Below are 21,236 nucleotides of genomic sequence, written 5' to 3' on the forward strand. Positions count from 1 at the left end.
GGGGCATCGCGCCCTTGTCGTGCTGCGGAGAAGAGTGCTTGGACAGAGTGTTTATCGAGGGCCTGGAAGTCGACACGGTAATCGGTGCCTACGACTGGGAGCGAGGTATCCGACAGTGCCTGCGGCTTGACCTGAGTTTCGCCTGGGACAACCGCCCGGCGGCCGCGGGCGATGACCTGACCCTGGCGCTCGACTATGCCAGCGTGTCGTCGCGCATCCAGGCGTTTGCCGAGCAGGCGCAGTTCCAGTTGGTCGAGACCTTCGCCGAGCGACTGGCCCAGGAGCTGATGGACGAGTTCAAGATCACCTGGCTGCGTCTGAAAGTGACCAAGCCTGGCGCCGTACCGGCGGCCAGCGGCGTTGGCGTGGAGATCGAGCGCGGATGTCGCTGACTCAGGTTTTTCTCGGGCTCGGCAGCAATATCGAGCGCGAAACCCATTTGCGCGCCGGTCTTGAGGCCTTGGCCGGCTTCCTCGTGGACATGCGCTGTTCGGCCGTGTTCGAGAGCCAGCCAGTGGGGATCAAGAGCGGGCCGTTCTTCAATTTTGTCGTCTCGGCCTTCACGGACCTGCCGCTGATGGAGTTGGATCGTCGCCTCAAGTTCATCGAGGCGGACAACGGTCGTTATGCGCCAGACCGCAAGGGACTGCCACTGGATATCGACGTGTTGTTGTATGGCGAACAGGTCGGCAACTTCGATGGGCTGATCCTGCCGCGTGCGGAAATCCTCAAGAACGCCTTCGTCCTGTGGCCTTTGTCGTTGATCGCGCCGGATCGGATTCACCCGGGCGTGGGCAAGCGCTTTGCCACGTTGTGGGAAGAAGCGCAGATCGACCAGGTGCTGGCGCCGGTGGCTTTCGAGTGGCGCGGCCAGCAGCTTACGCCATCGAATCTGCGCTGAAGCGCCTGCCGCTATCGCGAGCAGGCTCGCTCCCACATTAGAATTTCAGTGGACACCTATCTTGTGTTCAACCGAAATCCACTGTGGGAGCGAGCCTGCTCGCGATGACGGCGTTACATCCAGCCGAAATGCGAACTGACCCGAAAACGCCCGTCAGCTCGCCGCTTCCTTATAGGCTTTCAACGCCTTGAGCCGCTCACGCTTGATCGCCTCACCCAGCTCCGGCCCCTTGAAGCCTTTCTCCAGCAAAGGCTGCACCGCCACCGCGCGGGCCGCTGCTGCGGCGCCACGCAGATAGTCAGCCTGTGGATAACTTCGCTGCTCAAGCCCCTTGCGCCCCCGAGCGTCCATCTCGCAGGCCGCGATGAATTCCTCGAAGCGCTGGGGCCGACGGTACACATCAAAACTTTTTAGCAGCTCAAGCAGAGTAGATGCCTTCAGTTCAAGCGCGCGATGACTATGTGTGTGGTATTGGCCCACCAATAGCGCCAGTTCCTGACAGTCGCGCGGCGCCTTGAAGCGCTCGCTGACGGCTTTGATCAGCTTCAAGCCCGTGTGCTCATGAGCGATGTGTCGCGGCCATTCGTGCTGGGGCGTCAGGCCTTTACCCAAGTCATGGAGCAGGCAGGCCCAGCGGACCGTTAGCGGCTGTTGATGCCGTGCTGCCTGTTCCAGCACGCTCAGGGTATGGACACCGGTATCGATTTCCGGGTGATGGGCTTCAGGTTGTGGCACGCCGAACAGCGCGTCGACTTCGGGCATCAAGATCTTGAGGGCTGTGCAGTCGCGTAAGACCTGAATAAATACCTGTGGTTGCTTTTCCATCAGCGCGCGGGAAATTTCTTTCCAACTGCGCTCGGCCGTCAACGCCTCCAGTTCGCCGGACTCGCTGAGCTGGCGCATCAGTTCAAGGGTTTCGCCCGCCACCTTGAAACCCAGCGGCGCATAACGGGCGGCAAAGCGGGCAACCCGCAGAACTCTGAGCGGATCTTCGGCGAAAGCGGGGGAAACGTGACGCAGCACCCGGGCTTCCAGATCGCGCTGGCCGTGGTACGGATCGGTCAGGTTGCCATGTTCATCTTCAGCCATGGCGTTGATGGTCAAGTCCCTGCGGACCAGATCTTCTTCCAGGGTGACTTCAGGGCTGGCATGGAACACGAAGCCGCCATAGCCGCGGCCGCTCTTGCGCTCGGTGCGGGCGAGGGCGTATTCCTCGCCGGTCTTCGGGTCGAGGAATACCGGAAAGTCGGCCCCCACGGGGCGAAAACCCTTGGCGAGCATTTCCTCGGCGGTGGCTCCCACGACGACCCGATCGACGTCGGTGACGGGAATGCCCAGCAGGCGATCGCGTACGGCGCCGCCAACTTTATAGATCTGCATAAAAAACCTCCGTTGGTCCGACAGGATAACCTTTGCGTCAGACGTCCGGAGGCGAAAACGGGATCAAAGATGAATGACGGCCAGGTCCAGGCGGCCATAATCGCCTTCGGCTTGTTCGCCTTTGGGAGGGACATGGTGGGTTTTCATCACTTGGTCGCCTTGCAGGGTTTCCAAGTGGATGTCGAAGCCCCAAAGGCGATGCAGGTGCTTGAGCACTTCATCGGTGGAGTCCCCCAGTGGTTTGCGGTTGTGCGCCTGGTGCCGCAGGGTCAGCGAACGGTCTCCGCGGCGGTCGATGCTGTAGATCTGCACATTGGGCTCGCGATTACCCAGGTTGTACTGCGCCGCCAGGGTTTCGCGGATGATGCGATAGCCGCTCTCATCGTGAATGGCAGGTACCACCAGGTCATCCTTCTGGTCGTCATCCAGGATGCTGAACAGTTTCAGGTCGCGGATCACCTTGGGCGAAAGGTACTGCAGGATGAAGCTTTCGTCCTTGAAGCTGCTCATGGCGAATTTAATGGCGGACAACCAGTCTGAACCGGCGATTTCCGGGAACCAGCGACGATCTTCCTCGGTAGGGTTTTCGCACATGCGCCGAATGTCGCGGTACATGGCGAAACCCAGTGCGTAAGGATTGATGCCGCTGTAGTACGGGCTGTCGAAGCCAGGTTGGAACACCACGCTGGTGTGTGACGTCAGGAACTCCATCATGAAGCCGTCGGTGACCAGGCCTTCGTCGTACAGGTCGTTCATCAGCGTGTAGTGCCAGAACGTGGCCCAGCCTTCGTTCATTACCTGGGTTTGGCGCTGTGGATAGAAGTACTGGGCGATCTTGCGCACGATGCGCACGATTTCCCGCTGCCATGGTTCCAGCAGCGGCGCATGTTTCTCAATGAAATAGAGAATGTTCTCCTGGGGCTCGGCAGGGAAACGGGCATTGTCTTTTTCGTTGTACTTGTCCGCGCCCTTGGGAATGGTGCGCCAAAGATCGTTGATCTGCTTTTGCAGGTGTTCTTCGCGGTCCTTCTGGCGCCGGCGTTCTTCTTCGGCGGAAATCGGATACGGTCGTTTGTAGCGGTCCACGCCGTAGTTCATCAGGGCATGGCAGGAGTCCAGCAGGTCCTCCACCGCGTCGATACCGTGGCGCTCCTCGCATTGCATGATGTACTGCTTGGCGAACACCAGGTAATCGATGATCGAACTGGCATCGGTCCATGTGCGGAACAGGTAGTTGCCCTTGAAGAAGCTGTTGTGCCCGTAGCAGGCATGCGCCACCACCAGGGCCTGCATGCAGATGGTGTTTTCCTCCATCAGGTAGGCGATGCAGGGGTCGGAATTGATCACGATCTCATAGGCCAGCCCCATCTGGCCGCGGCTGTAGGATTTCTCGGTGCTGAGGAAGTGCTTGCCGTAGGACCAGTGGTGATAGCCCAGCGGCATGCCGACCGACGCGTAGGCGTCCATCATTTGCTCGGCGGTGATCACCTCGATCTGGTTCGGGTAGGTGTCGAGGGCATAACGGTCCGCGATACGGCTGATTTCGCGGTCGTAGGCCTTGATCAGCTCGAATGTCCATTCGGAGCCGGTGGAAATGGGCTGGCGTTTCTGCTCTTTTTTGGCGGTCATGTCACTAACCTGCGCTGGAAGAGTTCACGGAAGACCGGGTAGATATCCCCGGCCGAGACCAGTTGCTGTTGGGCGAATGTGTCGGAAAATGCTTCGGCAATCCGTTCGTATTCGTACCACAACGCCTGATGTTCCCGTGGAGTAATTTCCACATAGGTGTAGTACTGGACGAACGGCATGATCTGGTTGATCAGGATGTCACGGCAGATCGGTGAATCGTCGTTCCAGTTGTCACCGTCCGACGCCTGGGCCGCATAGATGTTCCATTCGTTGGCGGGGTAGCGTTCGGCCATGATTTCCTGCATCAGCTTCAGGGCGCTGGAGACAATGGTGCCGCCGGTTTCCCTGGAGTAGAAGAATTCCTCCTCGTCCACTTCCCGGGCGCTGGTGTGGTGGCGGATGAACACTACATCGATCTTGTCGTAGTTCCGCTTCAGGAACAGGTACAACAGGATGAAGAAACGCTTGGCGATGTCCTTGGTGGCCTGGGTCATGGAGCCGGAAACGTCCATCAGGCAAAACATCACCGCCTTGGAGCTGGGGTTTGGCTGTTTCACCAGCAGGTTGTACTTGAGGTCGAACGTATCGAGGAACGGAACGCGGTGGATGCGTGCGCTGAGTTTCTCGATTTCCGCTTCCAGGTCCTGAATGTCGCCGAAATTGTCGGGTTCTTCACGTTTAAGACGAGCCAGTTCTTCCTTGGCTTCGCGCAGTTTGGCCCGGCTGCTGCCCGACAGCGCGATGCGTCGGGCATGGGCCGAACGAAGGGTGCGGATGATGTTGATGCGTGATGGGTTGCCTTCATTGCTGATACCGGCACGCACGGTCTTGAAGGTGTCGGTACCGGTCAGGTTGCGCTTGACCAGGTTCGGCAGCTCCAGGTCCTCGAACATGAACTCCAGGAACTCTTCCTGGGTGATCTGGAAGACAAACTCATCCATGCCTTCGCCGGAATTGCCGGCCTTGCCAGGGCCCTTGCCGCCACCGCCGCCCTGGGGCCGGGGGATGTGCTCGCCACTGGTGAATTCCTTGTTACCAGGGTGTACGACGGTCTGTTTTCCGCCGCGACCATGGTGAAGCACCGGCTCGTCGATGTCGCGGCCGGGGATGCTGATCTGTTCGCCGTGTTCCATATCGGTAATGGAACGCCGGCTGACCGCCTCTTCGACGGCCTTCTTGATGTGGTCACGGTAACGCCGCAGAAACCGCTGGCGGTTCACCGTGCTCTTGTTCTTGCCATTAAGGCGTCGGTCGATCACATAGCTCATAGGCCCCTCCAGGGGAGCTTCAAGTCGTAAGCCTCAAGCCGTAAGGGGCGTGGCGCCGAGCCCTGGGCTCGACGCCACTCCCTTGCAGTTTGTAGCTAGAAGCTTGCCGCTGCTTACTGCGATTTCCGGACCCGCAGGTACCACTCGGAAAGCAGTCGTACCTGTTTGTCGGTGTAGCCACGTTCGACCATGCGTGTGACAAAATCGTTGTGTTTTTGCTGGTCCTCCTTGCTGGCCTTGGCGTTGAAGCTGATGACGGGCAGCAGGTCTTCGGTGTTGGAGAACATTTTCTTCTCGATGACCACCCGCAGCTTTTCATAGCTGAGCCAGGTTGGGTTCTTGCCGTTGTTGTTGGCCCGGGCGCGCAGTACGAAGTTGACGATTTCGTTGCGGAAATCCTTCGGATTGCTGATGCCCGCCGGTTTCTCGATTTTTTCCAGTTCCTCGTTGAGGGCCACGCGATTGAGTATTTCGCCGGTTTCCGGGTCGCGGTATTCCTGGTCCTGGATCCAGAAGTCTGCGTACAGCACGTAGCGGTCGAAGATGTTCTGGCCGTATTCGCTGTAGGACTCCAGGTACGCCGTCTGGATTTCCTTGCCGATGAACTCGATGTAGCGCGGGGCCAGGTATTCCTTGAGGAAGCGCAGGTAGCGCTCGCGGGTTTCGGCCTGGAACTGTTCCTGTTCGATCTGCTGTTCCAGCACATACAGCAGGTGAACCGGGTTGGCGGCAATTTCGTGGGGGTCGAAGTTGAAGACCTTGGACAGGATCTTGAACGCGAAGCGTGTGGACAGCCCGTTCATCCCTTCATCGACGCCGGCGTTGTCGCGGTATTCCTGGATCGACTTGGCCTTCGGATCGGTGTCCTTGAGGTTCTCACCGTCGTACACACGCATCTTCGAATAGATATTGGAGTTTTCCGGCTCCTTGAGACGCGACAGCACCGTGAACTGGGCCAGCATCTTCAGGGTGTCGGGGGCGCAATGAGCCTTGGACAGCGAGCTGTTGAACAGCAGCTTGTCGTAGATCTTCACCTCGTCGGTCACTCGCAGGCAGTACGGCACCTTGACGATATAGATCCGGTCGATGAAGGCTTCGTTGTTCTTGTTGTTGCGGAAGGTATGCCATTCCGACTCGTTGGAGTGCGCCAGCAGGATGCCGGTGAACGGAATGGCCCCCAGGCCCTCGGTGCTGTTGTAGTTGCCTTCCTGGGTGGCGGTCAGCAGCGGGTGCAGCACCTTGATAGGTGCCTTGAACATTTCGACGAACTCCATCAGGCCCTGGTTGGCCCGGCACAGCGCGCCCGAGTAACTGTAGGCGTCGGCGTCGTTCTGTGGGAATTCTTCCAGCTTGCGGATATCGACCTTGCCCACCAGGGCCGAGATGTCCTGGTTGTTTTCGTCCCCCGGCTCGGTCTTGGCTACCGCGATCTGGTTGAGGATCGAGGGGTAGAGCTTGACCACCCGGAACTGGCTGATATCACCGCCGAACTCGGCCAGGCGCTTGGTCGCCCATGGCGACATGATGGTATTGAGGTAGCGGCGTGGAATACCGAAGTCTTCCTCGAGGATCGCGCCGTCCTCTGTGGCATTGAACAGCCCCAGGGGCGATTCGAACACCGGCGAGCCCTTGATGGCATAGAAGGGCACTTTCTCAATCAGTTGCTTGAGTTTTTCGGCCAGGGACGATTTACCGCCACCCACGGGGCCGAGCAGATAAAGGATTTGTTTCTTCTCTTCCAGGCCTTGGGCGGCATGGCGGAAATAGGACACGATCTGTTCGATGCATTCTTCCATCCCGTGGAAGTCCGCAAAGGCCGGATAGCGGCGAATCACCTTGTTGGAGAAGATGCGCGAGAGCCTCGAGTTGGTCGAGGTATCCAGCAGCTCCGGTTCTCCGATGGCCAGCAACAGACGCTCCGCAGCCGACACATAGGCACTGCGGTCCTGCTTGCAGAGTTCGAGGTATTCCTGCAGCGAGTATTCCTCTTGCCGCGTGGACTCGAAACGTTGCTGGAAGTGGCTAAAAATGCTCATGACGTCACCTCGCTCGATACGTGGAGCCGGTGTCGGATCAATCAGTCGATGCTGGACAGCCGCTGGGAACCCAGTTGCCGTTTACCCCCCAGAATGCTTTCAAGAATGCAGGCTCCTGAAAGCTGACTCCCGATGACCCGCGCGCCGGTGTACCGGCTCTCCCCTGTTTTGGATGGCCTGAGGCTAAGGATAGTTCGGAATCGCGGAGGTAAAGGTGGAATACGTAATTAGTTGTGGCAGACCGTTCGTCTGCCATCGCTCAAGCCCATGGTTCACGCGGGCTTGGCCGGGATAAAAAATTATTCGGCGGCGCCTTGCGCTGTTTCTGCAGGATACGTCACGCGCCACAACTCAAAACCACCGTCCAGGCTGTAGACGTCGGTGAAGCCCTGGCTGATCAGATAGGCGGCTGCGCTCTGGCTGGAGTTGCCGTGATAGCAGACCACGACGGTCGGCGCATCGAGGTCGGCGGCACGGATGAAGTCGGCGATGGAATGGTTATCCAGGTGCTTGGCGCCACTGATGTGCAGAGCCGCAAACGTGGCTGGGTCGCGAACGTCGACGACGACCGCGCCTTGCTCGCGCAGGGCATGGGCTTGTTCGGGGGGGATGCGTTTGAATTCGGTCATGAGGGACTCCTGTAGCTTGAGCGCAACGCCGGTCAAACGGCGGTGCCGGCCGGCAATGGTGCAGCGGTCGGGTGATGGATTCTGGCGTGGCCCTGTTCGTCGCAATCGCAACGCAGTTGCTCGCCCGTGTCGACGTTCATCAGCGTCATGGCGCTGCCCCACACGCAGCCGGTATCAAGGGCGAAGACGCCGGGTTCGTCGCATTGACCTCCCAGTGCCGCCCAGTGCCCGAAAATGATTTTCAGGTGACGGGTCTTGCGCTCGCTGTGCTTGAACCAGGGGGCGTAGCCGGGGGGGGCGGTCTCGATGCCTTCCTTGCCCTTGAGGTCGAGCTTGCCGTCGCGGGTGCAGAAGCGCATGCGCGTGAAATAATTGGTGATGACGCGAAGGCGAGCGCTGCCGGTGAGGTCGTTGTCCCACTTGACCGGCTCGTTGCCGTACATGCCATCCAGGTAGGGCGCGAACAGATTGTCATCGCGCAGGGCCTGTTCCACCTCGCCGGCGCACTTGAGCGCCTTGCGCAGGGACCACTGGGGCGGGATGCCGGCATGGACCAGCGCCAGGTTGCGTGGCTCGTCGTAGTGCATGAGCTTTTGCTGGCGCAGCCACTCCAGCAGTTCAACGCAATCGGGAGCGTCGAGGATTTCCCTCAAGGTGTCGGATTTTTTCAGGCGCTCGATGTTCTGCCAGGCGGCCAACAGGTGCAGGTCGTGGTTGCCGAGCACGCACACCAGCGACTGGCGGATGCCGTAGAGAAAACGCAACGTCTCAAGGGATTGCGGGCCACGGTTGACCAGGTCACCCACCAGCCACAGCGTGTCTTCCCGGGGATCGAAGGCGACGCGTTCCAATAGGCATTTGAGCGGATCGAGGCAGCCTTGCAGGTCGCCGACCGCATACGTGGCCATTAGTGCAGCGCTCCGGGCACGGCCAGGCGAAAGGGCTTGATGACAGCGTCGAAGCGCGTGCCGTCCTCGGCCAGCATCTGGTAGGTACCCTGCATGGTGCCGACCTTGGTGGTCATCACGGTCCCGCTGCTGTAGCTGTGGCTTTTACCGGCGTCGATCAACGGCTGCTGGCCGACAACGCCTTCACCGCGCACTTCTTCGACATGGCCGTCGCCATCGGTGATGACCCAGTGCCGCGACAGCAGCCTGGCCGGCAAGGAGCCGTTGTTGCGCACGGTAATGCTGTAGGCGAAGGCGAAGCGGTCATGCTCGGGTTGCGACTGTTCTGCCAGAAAACGGGTGGTGACGCTGACGTCGACCTGGTAACGAGGATCAGACATGCAAATAAGGCCTTAAAAACGAAGCGGGACGCGGGCGCGACTCAGGAGATCAGTCTAGGCCAAGTATCGGGTAGTAGACCAGACTGGCGTACTGCCCGATAGCGCTTGTCACCCGTTCAGTTGGCGTCGGCTTGCGGGGCGACCTGTTCGCTGAGCTTGTCGGCCAGGCGTACGAACGCCGCCAGGTCCAGTTGCTCGGGGCGCAGGCTGCCGTCGACGCCGGCGGCTTCGATTTCAGCGCTGCTGAGCAACAGTTTCAAGGTGTTGCGCAAGGTTTTGCGGCGTTGGTTGAACGCTTCGCGCACCACCCGCTCCAGCAAGCGATGATCCTTGGCCGGGTGCGGCAGGACGGCATGAGGTACCAGGCGGACAATGGCCGAATCGACTTTCGGCGGCGGGTTGAATGCCCCTGGGCCGACGTTGAACAGGTGTTCGACCCGGCAATGGTACTGGACCATGATCGACAGGCGACCCCAATCGCCACCGCCAGGGCCGGCGGCGAGGCGCTCGACCACTTCCTTCTGCAGCATGAAGTGCATGTCGCGGATCAGGCTGGCGTTGCTCAGCAGATGGAAGATCAGCGGTGTGGAGATGTTGTACGGCAGGTTTCCCACCACCCGCAGGCTGTTCGGCGCGGCATTCAGGCTATTGAAGTCGAACTTCAGCGCGTCGCCCTGGTGCAGGTTGAAATTGCTCTTGCCGGCGAACTGCTGGTTGAGGATCGGGACCAGGTCCTTGTCCAGTTCCACCACGTCCAGTTGCGCGCCGCTGTCGAGCAGGCCCTCGGTCAGGGCGCCCTGGCCCGGCCCGATTTCCAGCAGGCGGTCATCGGGCTTGGCCCGGATGGAGCGCAGGATACGATCGATCACGCCGGCGTCATGCAGGAAGTTCTGGCCGAAGCGCTTGCGCGCGCGGTGTTGGTATTGCTCGGTCATAAATGGGTCTCGGCCATCTGGTAGGCGGTTTCCAGGGCGACTTGCAGGCTGCCGGTATCGATCTTGCCGCTGCCGGCCAGGTCCAGGGCGGTGCCATGGTCCACGGAGGTACGGATGATCGGCAGGCCCAACGTCACGTTGACTGCCGCGCCGAAGCCTTTGTACTTCAGCACGGGCAGGCCCTGGTCGTGGTACATCGCCAGCACCGCATCGCAGTGCTCCAGATATTTGGGGGTAAACAGAGTGTCGGCAGGCAGCGGGCCACGCAGGTCCATGCCCTCGCTGCGCAAGCGCTCCAAAGTGGGTTCGATGATGTCGATTTCTTCACGGCCCAGGTGCCCGCCTTCGCCGGCATGGGGATTGAGCCCGCAGACCAGGATGCGTGGCCGGGCGATGCCGAATTTTTCCTGGAGGTCGGCGTGCAGGATGCGCGTGACCCGCTCCAGGCGTTCCGGGGTGATGGCGTCGGCGATGTCCCGCAAGGGCAGGTGAGTGGTCACCAGCGCCACACGCAGGCCGCGGGTGGCGAGCATCATCACCACTTGCGTGGTATGGGTCAGGTCCGCCAGGAATTCGGTATGTCCGGAAAAGGCAATCCCGGATTCATTGATCACGCCCTTGTGCACCGGAGCGGTGATCATGCCGGCGAACGCCCCGTCCAGGCAGCCTTGGCCGGCGCGGGTCAGGGTTTGCAGGACGAACGCGGCGTTGGCCTTGTCCAGTTGCCCGGTGACGACCGGGGCGCCCAAGGGCGTATCCCAGACATACAGGCTGTTGGCGGGTGCCGGGGCATCCGGCCAGGCCTGCGGCGTCACCGGCAACAGGTCGACGACCACCCCCAGTTGCGCGGCCCGTTCAAGGAGCAGGTCGCGACTGGTGATGGCAATCAGAGGATACGGCTGGGGGTGCGAGGCGAGCAGCAGGCACAGGTCGGGACCGATGCCGGCTGGTTCGCCGGGTGTCAGCGCGAAACGCTTGGGTTTCACTGCGCTGCCTGGTCTGCACCAGGAAGTTTGATTTCAACGTAGGCTTCGTCGCGAATCTGACGCAGCCAGGTTTGCAGCTCTTCGTCATATTTGCGATTGCGCAGTACGGTCATTGCCTGCTGTTCGCGCGCCTGGGTGGTGCTGTCGGTGGCGCGACGGCCAAGGACTTCCAGTACGTGCCAGCCATAGGGGCTCTTGAACGGCTTGGACAGTTGGCCTTGCGGGGTACTGGCCATGACCTGGCGGAACTCGGGAACCAGTGCATTCGGGTCAACCCAGTTCAGATCGCCGCCGTTGAGGGCCGACCCCGGGTCTTCGGAGAAACTCTTCGCCAGTTCGGCGAAGTCTTCGCCCGCTTCGATGCGGTCGTAGAGTTTTTCCGCCAGGCGCTTGGTCTCGGCTTCGCTGCGAATCTCGCTTGGCTTGATCAGGATGTGGCGAACATGCACTTCGTCACGGACCTGGGTTCCGCCACCGCGCTTTTCCAGCACTTTCAGGATAATGAAGCCGCCTGGGGTGCGTGCTGGCTGGGTGATGTCGCCCACGGCCATGGCACTCAGTTCACGGTCGAACGGAGGCGGCAGTTGAGCGGGCTTGCGCCAGCCCATGTCGCCGCCTTCCAGGGCGTTGTCGCTGCCCGACTTGGCGATGGCCATCTGGCTGAAATCAGCGCCTTGCTTGAGCTGCTGGTAGACATCCATTGCCTGGCGATAAGCGCTCTGGATGGCTTCGGAGTTGGCGCTTTCCGGGGTAGGAATCAGGATGTTCGCCAGGTGCAGCTCTTCGGAAAGCTGCATCTTGCCCAGGTCGGAGGCGAGGAAATTCTTCACTTCCTGCTCCGACACCTGGATACGTTCGGCGACACGGCGCTGGCGCACACGGCTGATGACCATTTCGCGACGGATCTGATCGCGGGCGTCCTCGTAGGAGAGGCCGTCACGAGCCAGGGCGGCGCGGAACTGGTCGATGCTCATGTTGTTGCGCTGGGCAATGGTGCCAACGGCCTGGTTCAGCTCTTCATCGGTGATGCGAATGCCGGAACGTTCGCCGATCTGCAGTTGCAGGTTTTCGACGATCAGGCGTTCGAGCACTTGCTGGTCCAGTACGCCTGGTGGCGGCAGGCCTCCACCGCGCTTGGCGATGGTTTGCTGCACTTCATGGACGCGCTGGTCCAGTTGGCTCTGCATGACCACGTCGTTGTCAACGATGGCCACGACCTTGTCGATGGACTGTACCGCGGCGTTGGCCGCGGTACCCAGGAACAGCGCGCCCAGCATCAGCGGGCGCAGACAATCAGAAAGCTTGTTCTTCACGTTCACGATAACCTTGGATGCCTTTGTCGAGGAAACTCTCTACCTTGGCGCCGGTGAGGCCGCCGAGTCCCTTCAGAACAATTTGTAGGAAGACGCCGTGGTCGCCTTTTTCGTTTTCAGGGGCGGCTTGACTGAACTCTTCATAGTCGACCCAGTAACGGTTGATCAGGCGCAGTTTCCAGCAGCAGTTGTCGTATTCGAAACCACCGAAGGCTTCCAGGGTACGGTTGCGGTTGTAGTCATACTGCCAGCGGCTGATGGCGTTCCACTGCGGCACGATCGGCCAGATGACCGAGAAGTCGTGCTGCTTGATCTTGTAGTAGTCCTTCACGTAGCCAGGGGTGCCCGGAGTGCCGTAGTCGCCGCCGCCCACTTGCCACGTACCCGTGTTCTGGTCGTAACGGACCAGGTCGTTGCGATAGCGATAACCGGCGTTGATGACCTTGTTCGGGTTGTCTTCCGGCTGGTAGTGGAACATCGCACTGCCCGAGCGCGGGCTGTGGGTGTCCGGGTCCCAGTTGTAGTCGGCCGTGGTACGCCAGTCGCGGTTCCAGCGGTATTCGTATTCCAGGGCGTAAGGAGAGACGCTGGAGTGCGCATCTTCACGCGTCTTGTAGTCGATACCCGGCAGTTGGACTTCGCGGTCCTTGAAGTAGAAGGCCTGGCCGACGCTGATGCGCTGGCGCTCGAAGCCGTCTTCCTGAATCCAGCGGTTGGTCACGCCCAGGGACAACTTGTTTTCGTCGCCGACACGGTCGGAGCCGCTGAAGCGGTTGTCCCGGAACAGCGAGGAATAGTTGAAGGTGCTTTCGCTGGTATCGAAGACAGGAATGTCGCTCTGGTCTTTCTCCGGTACGTAGAGGTAGTACAGGCGTGGCTCCAGCGTCTGGCGATAATTCTTGCCGAACCACTGGGTATCGCGGTCGAAGTACAGGCCGCTGTCGATGCTTGCGATTGGTACGCCACGGCTCTGGTTGCGGCTATAGGTACCGTTCAGACGGTCGCCTTCCGCAGTTTGAGCGGCGATATCTGCCTTGCCACGATTATCCAGGTCGAGGTCATACTGAGTGTACTGATACTTGAGCGACGGCTTGATAAAACCATAGCTCGTACTCATTGGCAGGCTCATGACAGGGGCCAGATTCATCCGGTCGCCGGTAGCACGGGCCAGGCCGCGTACGTTGGTATCGAGGAATGCCTGGCTGGAATCGCCATTCTCGTCCGTGTAATTGCCAGTTCTCAAATCACGATCGAACCGCACGAACTCAGTGTTATAGGCGAAATCCAAGCCACCCGGATGCTGCGGCAACGCACCGTTGAAGGTGATCTGTGGCAAGCGGTCATAAGGCGTGATGTTCGAGATCGTGGCCATCTGATAGGCCTGGACGTTCAAGCGCGCCGTATACGTGTCGCCGCGATAGCTGACCGCACCCTGCTGGTTCACATAGTCCCTGGACTCGACACCGATCTGGTCGGTCTGCAAGTCCTGGAAGTAGTACGGGTCGCTGATCTTGGTGTAGTCGACTTCCGTCAGCACGCGGGAATCGAGCCCGCCCTTGTGCTGCCAGTTGTACATGTAGCGAGTCTTGCTGTAGTCGGTCTGCTTGGCGCGTTCGTCTTCTTCGTCGTTGAGGTACGCCGCGCCGAACTGACCTTCGCTGGACTTGGTCAGGTAGCGGAACTCGCCTTCCATCAACAGGCCACGCTTGCCCATGTAGCGCGGGTACAACGTGGCGTCGTAGTTCGGCGCCAGGTTGAAGTAGTACGGAGTGACCAGCAGGAACCCGGTATCGCTGCCACTGCCGATGGTCGGCGGCAGGAAGCCGGACTGGCGACGGTCGTCGATCGGGAAGTAGATGTACGGCGTGTACAGGACCGGGAAGTCCTTGACCCGCAGCGTCACGTTGGTCGCGGTGCCGAAGCCGGTGGCCGGGTTCAGGGTGATGTTGTTGCCCTTGAGCGTCCAGGCGTTGCTGCCCGGTTCGCACGTGGTGTACGTACCATCCTTGAGGCGGATGATCGCGTTCTCGGCGCGCTTGGCGTACAGCGCGTTACCGCGGATGCGCGACTTGTGCATCACGTATTCGGCGTTGTCGACCTTGGCTTCGCCAGTGTCCAGCTGTACATCGGCGTGGTCGCCGACGATCAGCGCACCGTTGTCGCGAACCCGCACGTTGCCGCTCAGCTCGCCACGGTTCTCGGCCTGGTACAGGCTGGCCTCGTCGGCCTCGACCTGCATGCTGCCCTGGCGCATGACCACGTCGCCGGCCAGGGTCGCCACTTGCTGTTCCTGCTCATAGCGGGAAGCCTTGGCGCCGAGGAACGTCGGGGCATCGCTCTTGGCCGTCTTGTCGTTCATGCCGGGACGAGAAGGCTCGATATAGGCGCCGGCGCAGTAAGGACCGGTTTCAGCCAGTTGCGCCGGGGTGAGGTTCTCTCGTGGAACCCAATCCAGGTGGCTGTAGTCTGCACTGCGCGACTTCAGGCCGCGGCCCTTGGCTTCGGTAACGAGCATCGGCTTTTCGCCGGCTTCCTCGCCCGAACTGCTGTCGGCTGGCGCCGCGCCGCTGTCGGAAACCGCACTGCCTTCATGCACGGGCCGCGGCGGCAACGCGGCGGCCGGTGTCTTGGGTGCACAGTCCCAGGCACCCGAAGCGGAGACGGAGCAGTCATACTGCTGCGCCGCGACGACGAATGAAGAGGCCAGGGGTTGCAGGGCCAGCAGACTGCCGGTGACCAGCAACGGAAATTTTTTACGAAACGCGGGGGATTTCAATGCCATCTTATTAGTCCGGGCTTCCTGCGTGCCATCTGCCCGCGGTGTGGGCCGCACGCCTCTCGATGGTCTGAAAAAGATGCTGGATAATAAAGCATGACCCGCTTGACGGCTAGCGCCGTCGGAGACCCTTGCAATGCCCGACCAAGATGTACGCTTGCAACACCTGAAAGTTTGGCTCGATGAACAACTGCCGATTCTTTTCACTCAACAGGGCTGGGGCACCGTACCCCCGGCCACGTTGACCGCCGCCAGCAGTGACGCGAGTTTCCGGCGGTATTTCCGCTGGGAAGGCGAGGGCCGCAGTTTGATCGTGATGGACGCGCCACCGCCCCAGGAAAACTGCAAACCCTTCGTGGATATTGCTTTTTTACTGGCGAAATCCGGCATCAACGTGCCGAAAATTTATGCCGAAGACCTTGAGCGCGGCTTTCTTTTGCTCAATGACCTGGGCAAAAAGACCTACCTGGACGTGATCGACGGCGAAAATGCCGACGATTTATTCGGTGATGCCTTGCAAGCCTTGTTGGCTTTCCAGCAACTGCCGATGGTCGCGCCGTTGCCGAGCTACGATGTCGCGTTGCTGCGTCGGGAGCTGGAATTGTTTCCCGAGTGGTACGTCAAGCGCGAGCTGGGCATCGAATTCGATCCGGCCCAGCAGCAACTCTGGCAACAGGCCAGCGAACTGTTGATCGACAGCGCCCTGGCCCAGCCCAAAGTGCTGGTGCACCGCGACTACATGCCGCGCAACCTGATGCTCAGCGTACCGAACCCCGGTGTGCTGGACTTTCAGGATGCGGTCTATGGCCCGGTGACCTACGACGTGACCTGCCTGTTCAAGGATGCCTTCCTCAGTTGGCCCGAGGCGCGTGTGCGCGGTTGGCTGGAGCGTTACTGGCAGCAGGCTGGCGCCCTTGGCATTCCCGTCCAGCCGGACCTCGAGGATTTCCTGCGGGCCAGCGACTTGATGGGTGTGCAGCGTCACCTCAAGGTCATCGGGATCTTCGCGCGCATCTGCCACCGTGATGGCAAACCACGTTACCTCGGCGATGTGCCGCGTTTCTTTGCCTATATAGAAGCGGTCATTGCCCGGCGTCCTGAATTGGCACCGCTCGATGAGCTGCTTGGCAGCCTGCGGCGGTCGGCCGGAGCAACGGCATGAAGGCGATGATCCTGGCGGCGGGCAAGGGTGAGCGCATGCGCCCCCTGACCCTCACCACGCCAAAGCCGCTGATTCGCGTGGGGGGCGTTCCCTTGATCGAATACCACTTGCGGGCGCTCGCCAAGGCCGGGTTCAGCGAGATCGTGATCAATCACGCCTGGCTCGGCCAGCAGATCGAGGATCACCTGGGGGACGGTTCGGGTTTTGGCGTGAGCATCCGGTTTTCACCCGAAGGCGAGCCGCTGGAGACCGGGGGAGGGATTTTCCGGGCCTTGCCGTTGCTGGGCGATGACGCGTTTGTGGTGGTCAATGGCGATATCTGGACCGACTACGATTTCAGCGCGTTGCGCAGGCCGCTCAAAGGGCTGGCGCACCTGGTGCTTGTCGATAATCCAGGGCATCACCCGGACGGCGATTTCATCCTGGCCGACGGAAAGGTTCACGATGGGCGAACGCCTGCCGACAACCTGACCTATAGCGGCATCGCCGTCCTGCACCCGCGGTTGTTCGACGGTTGCACAGACGGTGCCTTCAAGCTCGCACCGCTGTTGCGCACGGCCATGGCCGAGGGGGGCGTGAGTGGCGAGCACCTGAAAGGGCATTGGGTCGATGTCGGCACCCATGAGCGTTTGGCGCAGGTCGAAACCTTGATAGAAGCGAGCGGTTGATATGTGGTGGCCAGGGACTCTGATTGGAGCCGGGGCGGGCTTTGCCATCGCCAGCATTCCGGGGGCCATGCTTGGCGCGTTGTTGGGGCAGGCGCTGGACCGGCGCCTGAACCTGCAGGGCTGGGCGCAAGTACGCGAGCGCCTGGGCGGCCGCCCGGCGTTGCGCAACGATGAATTGTTGTTCGTATTGCTCGGGCGCCTGGCCAAATGCGATGGGCGCGTGGTCGACGGCCACATCCAGCAGGCTCGCCAGGAGATGCGGGCGTTGGACTTGAGTGAATCGGCACAGCGCCGGGCGATCGCGGCGTTCAACCGGGGCAAGTCCGGAAACGATCGGTTGCGCGGTTACATGCGTCGCCTGGCCGTCCAGCCCCATGCGGCTGAAGGGGTATTGCGCGCCTGTTGGCGGATGGTCTGGGCCGATGGGCGTGCCGGGCTCGCCGAGCGGGAGCTGGTGGCCCAATGGGGTCGCTGGTTGGGCTGGACGCCGCAACAGGTCCAGGCGCTGGCGGCTGATTACGAACCGCAGAAACTGTCGCGGCCCAACGCCGGCGTGACCTATCAGGAGGCCTTGCGCTTGCTGGGGGTTTCGGCCACCAGCGAACCGTCGCAGATCAAGCGTGCCTACCGGCGACTGCTCAGCCGTCATCACCCGGACAAGATTGCCGGCAGCGGGGCGACGCCCTTGCAGGTGCGTGAAGCCACCGACAAAACCCGAGAGCTGCATAACGCCTATCGATTGATTCGCGAGCGGCGGGATTTTCGCTAGCTTCCGGGGGAAAAGGGGCCGCCAGTCAGCCTCACTCCCCCGGCTTCTGCGGATTCAACCAACCCCGGACCCGACGGAACAACTGCTCCTGCTCCGCCGACGGGTTCGGCAGGGCCTTGAGGGATACCTGGCTGAAGGTCGAACCTTTCAAGCGTTTGCTCGCCTGCAGGCGCTCCAGCGCCGCGTTGCGATCCAGCGGTTTGTCCATGTAGAAAATATCGGCGGTCGCCAGTTTCAAGGTCGGGGTCAGTTCGGCCAGGCCGGGCTTGGCAGTGACCGGCGTCTGCGCAGCCACCATCACGAAGCGCTCGACTTGCGAGGGTTGCTTTTCACTCAAGTAACGCGCGGCCCAGTAGGCGCCGGTGCCATGGCCCAGTAGCACGATACGGCGTGCGCTTTGCTGTTCGGCGTAGGCCAGCGCCGCATCGATGCGGGCGAAGATGCGCTCGGCGTCGGCCTTGGCATGTTCTTCATCGGTTTGCGCAACGACCGGATCCACCGCATCGGCTTCGCCGCTGGCGACCTGTTCGATCGGCGCCGAAGTGGTCGCGTCCGGTGCCGCGGCAGCGGTGTCGGCTGGTTTGGTCTCGGGCGCGGCTTCCTCCACGCGAGGAGCAATGACATCGCTTTGCAGGTCCGGCAGGGTGATACTCAGGCTGCTCCATTCAACATCGGGCAACTTTTTGCGTAATGGGCCGACGACTTGAGGCCAGTCAGCGGTTTCGCCGGCACCGGGGATGATAATGACCGCGCCTCTGGGGTCACTGGTATTGGCCGGTTTCCACAGTGCCAGGAAAGTATCGCTGCCGGTCTGCAACTGTTGCTGTTCCTGGGGCGGGACTTTTCGTCCAAGTGCGGCCGCTTCTTCCTGGCTACGCTCGAGCAGAGGCTGGCGCTCGACAGGTTTTTCCCCGGCGGGTTGCTCGGCGGCGGGGGCCGTTTCGCTGGCCTGGACAGAAAAGGCACTTGGCAGGATCAGCGATAGGCACAATGCTGGCAACGCCAGGCGATAAACAGAGGGCATCGGATATTCCATGACCAGAAGTATTTCCGGCAGCCTAATGGGTTGGTCAGTATTTGTCAGTGCATGAGACTTCAATGATGCGTTTTTGCTGCCTGTGGGTTATCGGCTGTTTATGGCTTCCCTTGATGGCGTGGGCCGCGCCCGCGCCGTCGGCGCCAGGGGTGCAATTGAATGCAGAACAGCGCCAATGGCTGGTGCAACATCCGCAGTGGCGGGTCGGCCTGGTCTTGCAGGCGCCCTATGCGCAATACGACCGGCGCTTGCAGCGTTTGTCCGGCACCAATGTCGAGTTGATGCAATGGCTGGGCAAGGCGTTGAACGTCGAGCTGACCTGGCGCAACTTCCAGGACGTGGCGCAACTGGAAGCCGCGGTGCGTGCCGGCGAGGTGGACATCGCTCCGGGCCTGACCCAATCCCCGGGCGGGCTCAAGCTCTGGCAGTTTTCCGATCCCTACATGCGCGTGCCGCAATTGATCGTCGGCGCGCAGAAAGGCGCCGAGGGGGTGGAGTTGGAAAAGCTCGACGCCCAGGCCCGCGTCGCGGTGCGCATGCCCAGTGCCACGGCCGATTACCTGCGCAGCAACTACCCGACGTTGAACCTGCAAGGCGTGCCGATGGAGCGCGAGGCCCTGCAATTGCTGCTGACCCAGCAGGCCCGGTACGCGGTAGTCGACGAGGCGCAACTGGGTCGGTTGATGGTCGAGCCCGAATTCTCCGAGCTGGCGGTGGTAGGCGACATTGGCCTGCCGCAGTTGCTACGGGTCGCCACGCGCCGGGACTGGCCGGAGCTGGCAGAAATCATCGACAGAGGTTTGCAGGCAATCCCGGCCAAGGAGCTGGAGCAACTGCACAGCCGTTGGCTCAAGCCAAAATACCCGCGCCTGACCGAGACCCCGGGTTTCTGGCAGAACCTGACCCTGTTGATCCTGGCCCTGCTGCTCAGCAGTGTCGCCATCGTGTTCTGGCAGCGCCGCCAGCAACGCGCACTGGAGCGCCGCCTGCGTGCTGCCCGGGAGGACATCGCCCAGCGTGCGGCCAGCGAAGAAGCCTTGCGCCTGACCCAGTTCTCCATCGATCAAAGCACGGTCGGCATCCTGTGGGTCAATTGGGACAGCCACGTGCGGTATGCCAACCGAGCGGCTGAAACCATGCTCGGCTACGCCTCGGGCGCCATCATCGAGCGGCCCTTGATCGACTTCGAGCCGGGCTTGCACATGGACCGCTGGTTGAACCTGTGGAAGCGCGCCCGGGCCAGTGAAGAGGGGCCGCTGAGCTTCGAAACCGAGTGCGTGCGAGCCGATGGCAGCATCCTGCCGACCGACGTTTCCCTGAGCTTCCTGCGTTTTCGCGACGCCGAATACCTGGTGGTCTACCTCAATGATGTCACCGAGCGTCGCCGTGCGCTGGCGGCGTTGCGCGAAAGCGAGGCGCGGCTGCAAGGCATCGCCGCCAATGTGCCGGGCCTGGTCTTTCGCCTGGAGCGGGCGCCGGTGACCGGCCAGATCGACTTTGCCTACATCAGCGAAGGCAGCGAAAGCCTGGTGGGTTATTCCCCTGCAACCCTGGCCCGCAGCGACACCGGGCTGCGCAGTCTGGTGCATCCGCAGGACAAGGCTGATTATCACCGCACCCAGGACCAGGCGCTGGATACCGACAGTGACTGGTCATGGCAGGGCCGCATCCTGACCCGCGAAGGCCAGGAGCGTTGGGCCGAGATCAAGGCGATCACTCGGCGTCTCGAAGATGGCGCCTATGTCTGGGACGGTATCGTCTGGGACATCACCGACAGCAAGCGCATCGAACTGGAATTGGCCCGTTCCCGGGAGCAGTTGCGCGAGTTGTCGGCGCACCTGGAAAGTGTACGGGAAGAGGAAAAAGCGCGTATTGCCCGGGAAGTCCACGATGAGCTGGGCCAGATGCTGACGGTGTTGAAGCTTGAAACTTCCATGTGTGAATTGGCCTACGCGCAACTCGACCCGGGCCTGCATGAGCGGCTTAACAGCATGAAGCGCCTGATTGCTCAGTTGTTCCAGTTGGTGCGGGATGTGGCGACGGCGTTGCGCCCGCCAATCCTGGATGCCGGCATCGCCTCGGCCATCGAATGGCAGGCCCGGCGCTTCGAGGCGCGAACGCAGATTCCTTGCCTGGTGCAGGTACCGGACAACCTGCCGCCCCTGAGTGACGCCAAGGCCATCGGCCTGTTCCGGATTCTCCAGGAGGCGTTGACCAACGTGATGCGCCATGCCCAGGCGCATACTGTGGAGTTGACGCTGGTTCAGCAAGGCGCTGATTTATGTCTGACCGTCAGCGACGACGGTGTAGGATTTATTGCCGATACGAGCCGACCAACGTCCTTTGGCCTGGTCGGCATGCGTGAACGGGTGCTGATCATGGGTGGACAGTTGACCCTGGAAAGCGAGCCGGGGGAGGGCACCACCCTGTCGGTGCGGGTGCCGTTGAATGAGGCCTGAT

The 21,236-nt window shown here is 61.2% G+C and carries 18 protein-coding genes; 6 read left to right on the forward strand and 12 right to left on the reverse strand.

Annotated features, from left to right (window positions below):
- The first annotated feature begins 38 nt into the window (after positions 1–38).
- Complete coding sequence (gene folB / locus BLQ55_RS16595; RefSeq protein WP_039590767.1) at positions 39–392, forward strand: dihydroneopterin aldolase; 354 nt, start codon at positions 39–41, stop codon at positions 390–392.
- Positions 383–901 carry a 2-amino-4-hydroxy-6-hydroxymethyldihydropteridine diphosphokinase gene (gene folK / locus BLQ55_RS16600; RefSeq protein ID WP_092202680.1) on the forward strand — a complete coding sequence of 173 codons (519 nt, stop codon included), beginning with the start codon at positions 383–385 and terminating at the stop codon, positions 899–901. The genes folB and folK overlap by 10 nt, the downstream gene beginning before the upstream one ends.
- A gap of 153 nt (positions 902–1,054) precedes the next feature.
- Here folK and BLQ55_RS16605 read toward each other — a convergent pair whose 3' ends face one another.
- From BLQ55_RS16605 to BLQ55_RS16655, 11 genes are all read right to left on the reverse strand, one after another.
- A complete protein-coding gene (locus BLQ55_RS16605; RefSeq protein WP_092255204.1) occupies positions 1,055–2,281 on the reverse strand; it encodes a multifunctional CCA addition/repair protein in 1,227 nt (408 codons plus the stop codon).
- Positions 2,282–2,344: 63 nt separating this feature from the next.
- Positions 2,345–3,910 carry a SpoVR family protein gene (locus tag BLQ55_RS16610; RefSeq protein WP_092255206.1) on the reverse strand — a complete coding sequence of 522 codons (1,566 nt, stop codon included), beginning with the start codon at positions 3,908–3,910 and terminating at the stop codon, positions 2,345–2,347.
- Positions 3,907–5,178: a YeaH/YhbH family protein gene (locus tag BLQ55_RS16615; RefSeq protein ID WP_003206179.1), complete on the reverse strand. Its 1,272-nt coding sequence runs from the start codon at positions 5,176–5,178 to the stop codon at positions 3,907–3,909. The genes BLQ55_RS16610 and BLQ55_RS16615 overlap by 4 nt, the downstream gene beginning before the upstream one ends.
- 113 nt (positions 5,179–5,291) lie before the next feature.
- Positions 5,292–7,214, reverse strand: a complete 1,923-nt coding sequence (locus tag BLQ55_RS16620) for a PrkA family serine protein kinase (RefSeq protein ID WP_053125937.1) — start codon at positions 7,212–7,214, stop codon at positions 5,292–5,294.
- A gap of 299 nt (positions 7,215–7,513) precedes the next feature.
- The gene (gene glpE / locus BLQ55_RS16625) at positions 7,514–7,843 is read right to left on the reverse strand and encodes a thiosulfate sulfurtransferase GlpE (protein WP_092202673.1); all 330 of its coding nucleotides are present in this window, start codon (positions 7,841–7,843) and stop codon (positions 7,514–7,516) included.
- A 32-nt stretch (positions 7,844–7,875) separates the two neighbouring features.
- On the reverse strand, positions 7,876–8,751 hold the full coding sequence (locus BLQ55_RS16630; RefSeq protein ID WP_092255209.1) for a symmetrical bis(5'-nucleosyl)-tetraphosphatase: 876 nt from the start codon (positions 8,749–8,751) through the stop codon (positions 7,876–7,878).
- On the reverse strand, positions 8,751–9,131 hold the full coding sequence (gene apaG / locus BLQ55_RS16635; RefSeq protein WP_053125932.1) for a Co2+/Mg2+ efflux protein ApaG: 381 nt from the start codon (positions 9,129–9,131) through the stop codon (positions 8,751–8,753). The genes BLQ55_RS16630 and apaG overlap by 1 nt, the downstream gene beginning before the upstream one ends.
- A 116-nt stretch (positions 9,132–9,247) precedes the next feature.
- Positions 9,248–10,066 carry a 16S rRNA (adenine(1518)-N(6)/adenine(1519)-N(6))-dimethyltransferase RsmA gene (rsmA, locus tag BLQ55_RS16640; RefSeq protein WP_092202669.1) on the reverse strand — a complete coding sequence of 273 codons (819 nt, stop codon included), beginning with the start codon at positions 10,064–10,066 and terminating at the stop codon, positions 9,248–9,250.
- Complete coding sequence (gene pdxA, locus BLQ55_RS16645) at positions 10,063–11,052, reverse strand: 4-hydroxythreonine-4-phosphate dehydrogenase PdxA (protein WP_092255212.1); 990 nt, start codon at positions 11,050–11,052, stop codon at positions 10,063–10,065. The genes rsmA and pdxA overlap by 4 nt, the downstream gene beginning before the upstream one ends.
- The gene (gene surA, locus BLQ55_RS16650) at positions 11,049–12,365 is read right to left on the reverse strand and encodes a peptidylprolyl isomerase SurA (protein ID WP_139197104.1); all 1,317 of its coding nucleotides are present in this window, start codon (positions 12,363–12,365) and stop codon (positions 11,049–11,051) included. The genes pdxA and surA overlap by 4 nt, the downstream gene beginning before the upstream one ends.
- Positions 12,346–15,147 (reverse strand): LPS-assembly protein LptD, encoded by a 2,802-nt coding sequence (locus BLQ55_RS16655; RefSeq protein WP_092255215.1) that lies wholly within the window; start codon positions 15,145–15,147, stop codon positions 12,346–12,348. Before BLQ55_RS16655 ends, surA begins: the two co-directional genes overlap by 20 nt.
- 130 nt (positions 15,148–15,277) lie before the next feature.
- Here BLQ55_RS16655 and BLQ55_RS16660 point away from each other — a divergent pair, with 130 nt between their 5' ends.
- Genes BLQ55_RS16660 through BLQ55_RS16670 form a run of 3 tightly spaced genes read left to right on the forward strand, consistent with a single transcriptional unit; the run spans position 15,278 to position 17,740 of the window.
- Complete coding sequence (locus tag BLQ55_RS16660; protein WP_092255218.1) at positions 15,278–16,303, forward strand: aminoglycoside phosphotransferase family protein; 1,026 nt, start codon at positions 15,278–15,280, stop codon at positions 16,301–16,303.
- On the forward strand, positions 16,300–16,971 hold the full coding sequence (gene murU / locus BLQ55_RS16665; RefSeq protein ID WP_092255221.1) for an N-acetylmuramate alpha-1-phosphate uridylyltransferase MurU: 672 nt from the start codon (positions 16,300–16,302) through the stop codon (positions 16,969–16,971). The genes BLQ55_RS16660 and murU overlap by 4 nt, the downstream gene beginning before the upstream one ends.
- A 1-nt stretch (position 16,972) precedes the next feature.
- The gene (locus tag BLQ55_RS16670) at positions 16,973–17,740 is read left to right on the forward strand and encodes a TerB family tellurite resistance protein (protein WP_092202657.1); all 768 of its coding nucleotides are present in this window, start codon (positions 16,973–16,975) and stop codon (positions 17,738–17,740) included.
- 31 nt (positions 17,741–17,771) lie between these two features.
- On the opposite strand, the gene BLQ55_RS16675 is transcribed toward BLQ55_RS16670, so the two are convergent.
- Positions 17,772–18,764, reverse strand: coding sequence for an alpha/beta hydrolase family protein (locus tag BLQ55_RS16675; RefSeq protein ID WP_092255224.1), 993 nt, complete (start codon positions 18,762–18,764; stop codon positions 17,772–17,774).
- A 74-nt stretch (positions 18,765–18,838) separates the two neighbouring features.
- On the opposite strand from BLQ55_RS16675, the gene BLQ55_RS16680 reads away from it, so the two are divergent.
- Positions 18,839–21,235, forward strand: a complete 2,397-nt coding sequence (locus BLQ55_RS16680) for a PAS domain-containing sensor histidine kinase (RefSeq protein ID WP_092202653.1) — start codon at positions 18,839–18,841, stop codon at positions 21,233–21,235.
- The last annotated feature ends 1 nt before the right edge of the window (position 21,236 follow it).

Source organism: Pseudomonas sp. NFACC13-1, assembly GCF_900104425.1.
Classification (GTDB): Bacteria; Pseudomonadota; Gammaproteobacteria; order Pseudomonadales; family Pseudomonadaceae; genus Aquipseudomonas; species Aquipseudomonas fluorescens_AA.

Coding starts and splice junctions, on each gene's coding strand:
- folK (WP_092202680.1), top strand. CDS start 383: ATGTCGCTGACTCAGGTTTTTCTCGGGCTCGGCAGCAATATCGAGCGC.
- BLQ55_RS16605 (WP_092255204.1), bottom strand. CDS start 2,281: ATGCAGATCTATAAAGTTGGCGGCGCCGTACGCGATCGCCTGCTGGGC.
- BLQ55_RS16610 (WP_092255206.1), bottom strand. CDS start 3,910: ATGACCGCCAAAAAAGAGCAGAAACGCCAGCCCATTTCCACCGGCTCC.
- BLQ55_RS16615 (WP_003206179.1), bottom strand. CDS start 5,178: ATGAGCTATGTGATCGACCGACGCCTTAATGGCAAGAACAAGAGCACG.
- BLQ55_RS16620 (WP_053125937.1), bottom strand. CDS start 7,214: ATGAGCATTTTTAGCCACTTCCAGCAACGTTTCGAGTCCACGCGGCAA.
- glpE (WP_092202673.1), bottom strand. CDS start 7,843: ATGACCGAATTCAAACGCATCCCCCCCGAACAAGCCCATGCCCTGCGC.
- BLQ55_RS16630 (WP_092255209.1), bottom strand. CDS start 8,751: ATGGCCACGTATGCGGTCGGCGACCTGCAAGGCTGCCTCGATCCGCTC.
- apaG (WP_053125932.1), bottom strand. CDS start 9,131: ATGTCTGATCCTCGTTACCAGGTCGACGTCAGCGTCACCACCCGTTTT.
- rsmA (WP_092202669.1), bottom strand. CDS start 10,066: ATGACCGAGCAATACCAACACCGCGCGCGCAAGCGCTTCGGCCAGAAC.
- BLQ55_RS16655 (WP_092255215.1), bottom strand. CDS start 15,147: ATGGCATTGAAATCCCCCGCGTTTCGTAAAAAATTTCCGTTGCTGGTC.
- BLQ55_RS16660 (WP_092255218.1), top strand. CDS start 15,278: ATGCCCGACCAAGATGTACGCTTGCAACACCTGAAAGTTTGGCTCGAT.
- murU (WP_092255221.1), top strand. CDS start 16,300: ATGAAGGCGATGATCCTGGCGGCGGGCAAGGGTGAGCGCATGCGCCCC.
- BLQ55_RS16670 (WP_092202657.1), top strand. CDS start 16,973: ATGTGGTGGCCAGGGACTCTGATTGGAGCCGGGGCGGGCTTTGCCATC.
- BLQ55_RS16675 (WP_092255224.1), bottom strand. CDS start 18,764: ATGCCCTCTGTTTATCGCCTGGCGTTGCCAGCATTGTGCCTATCGCTG.
- BLQ55_RS16680 (WP_092202653.1), top strand. CDS start 18,839: ATGATGCGTTTTTGCTGCCTGTGGGTTATCGGCTGTTTATGGCTTCCC.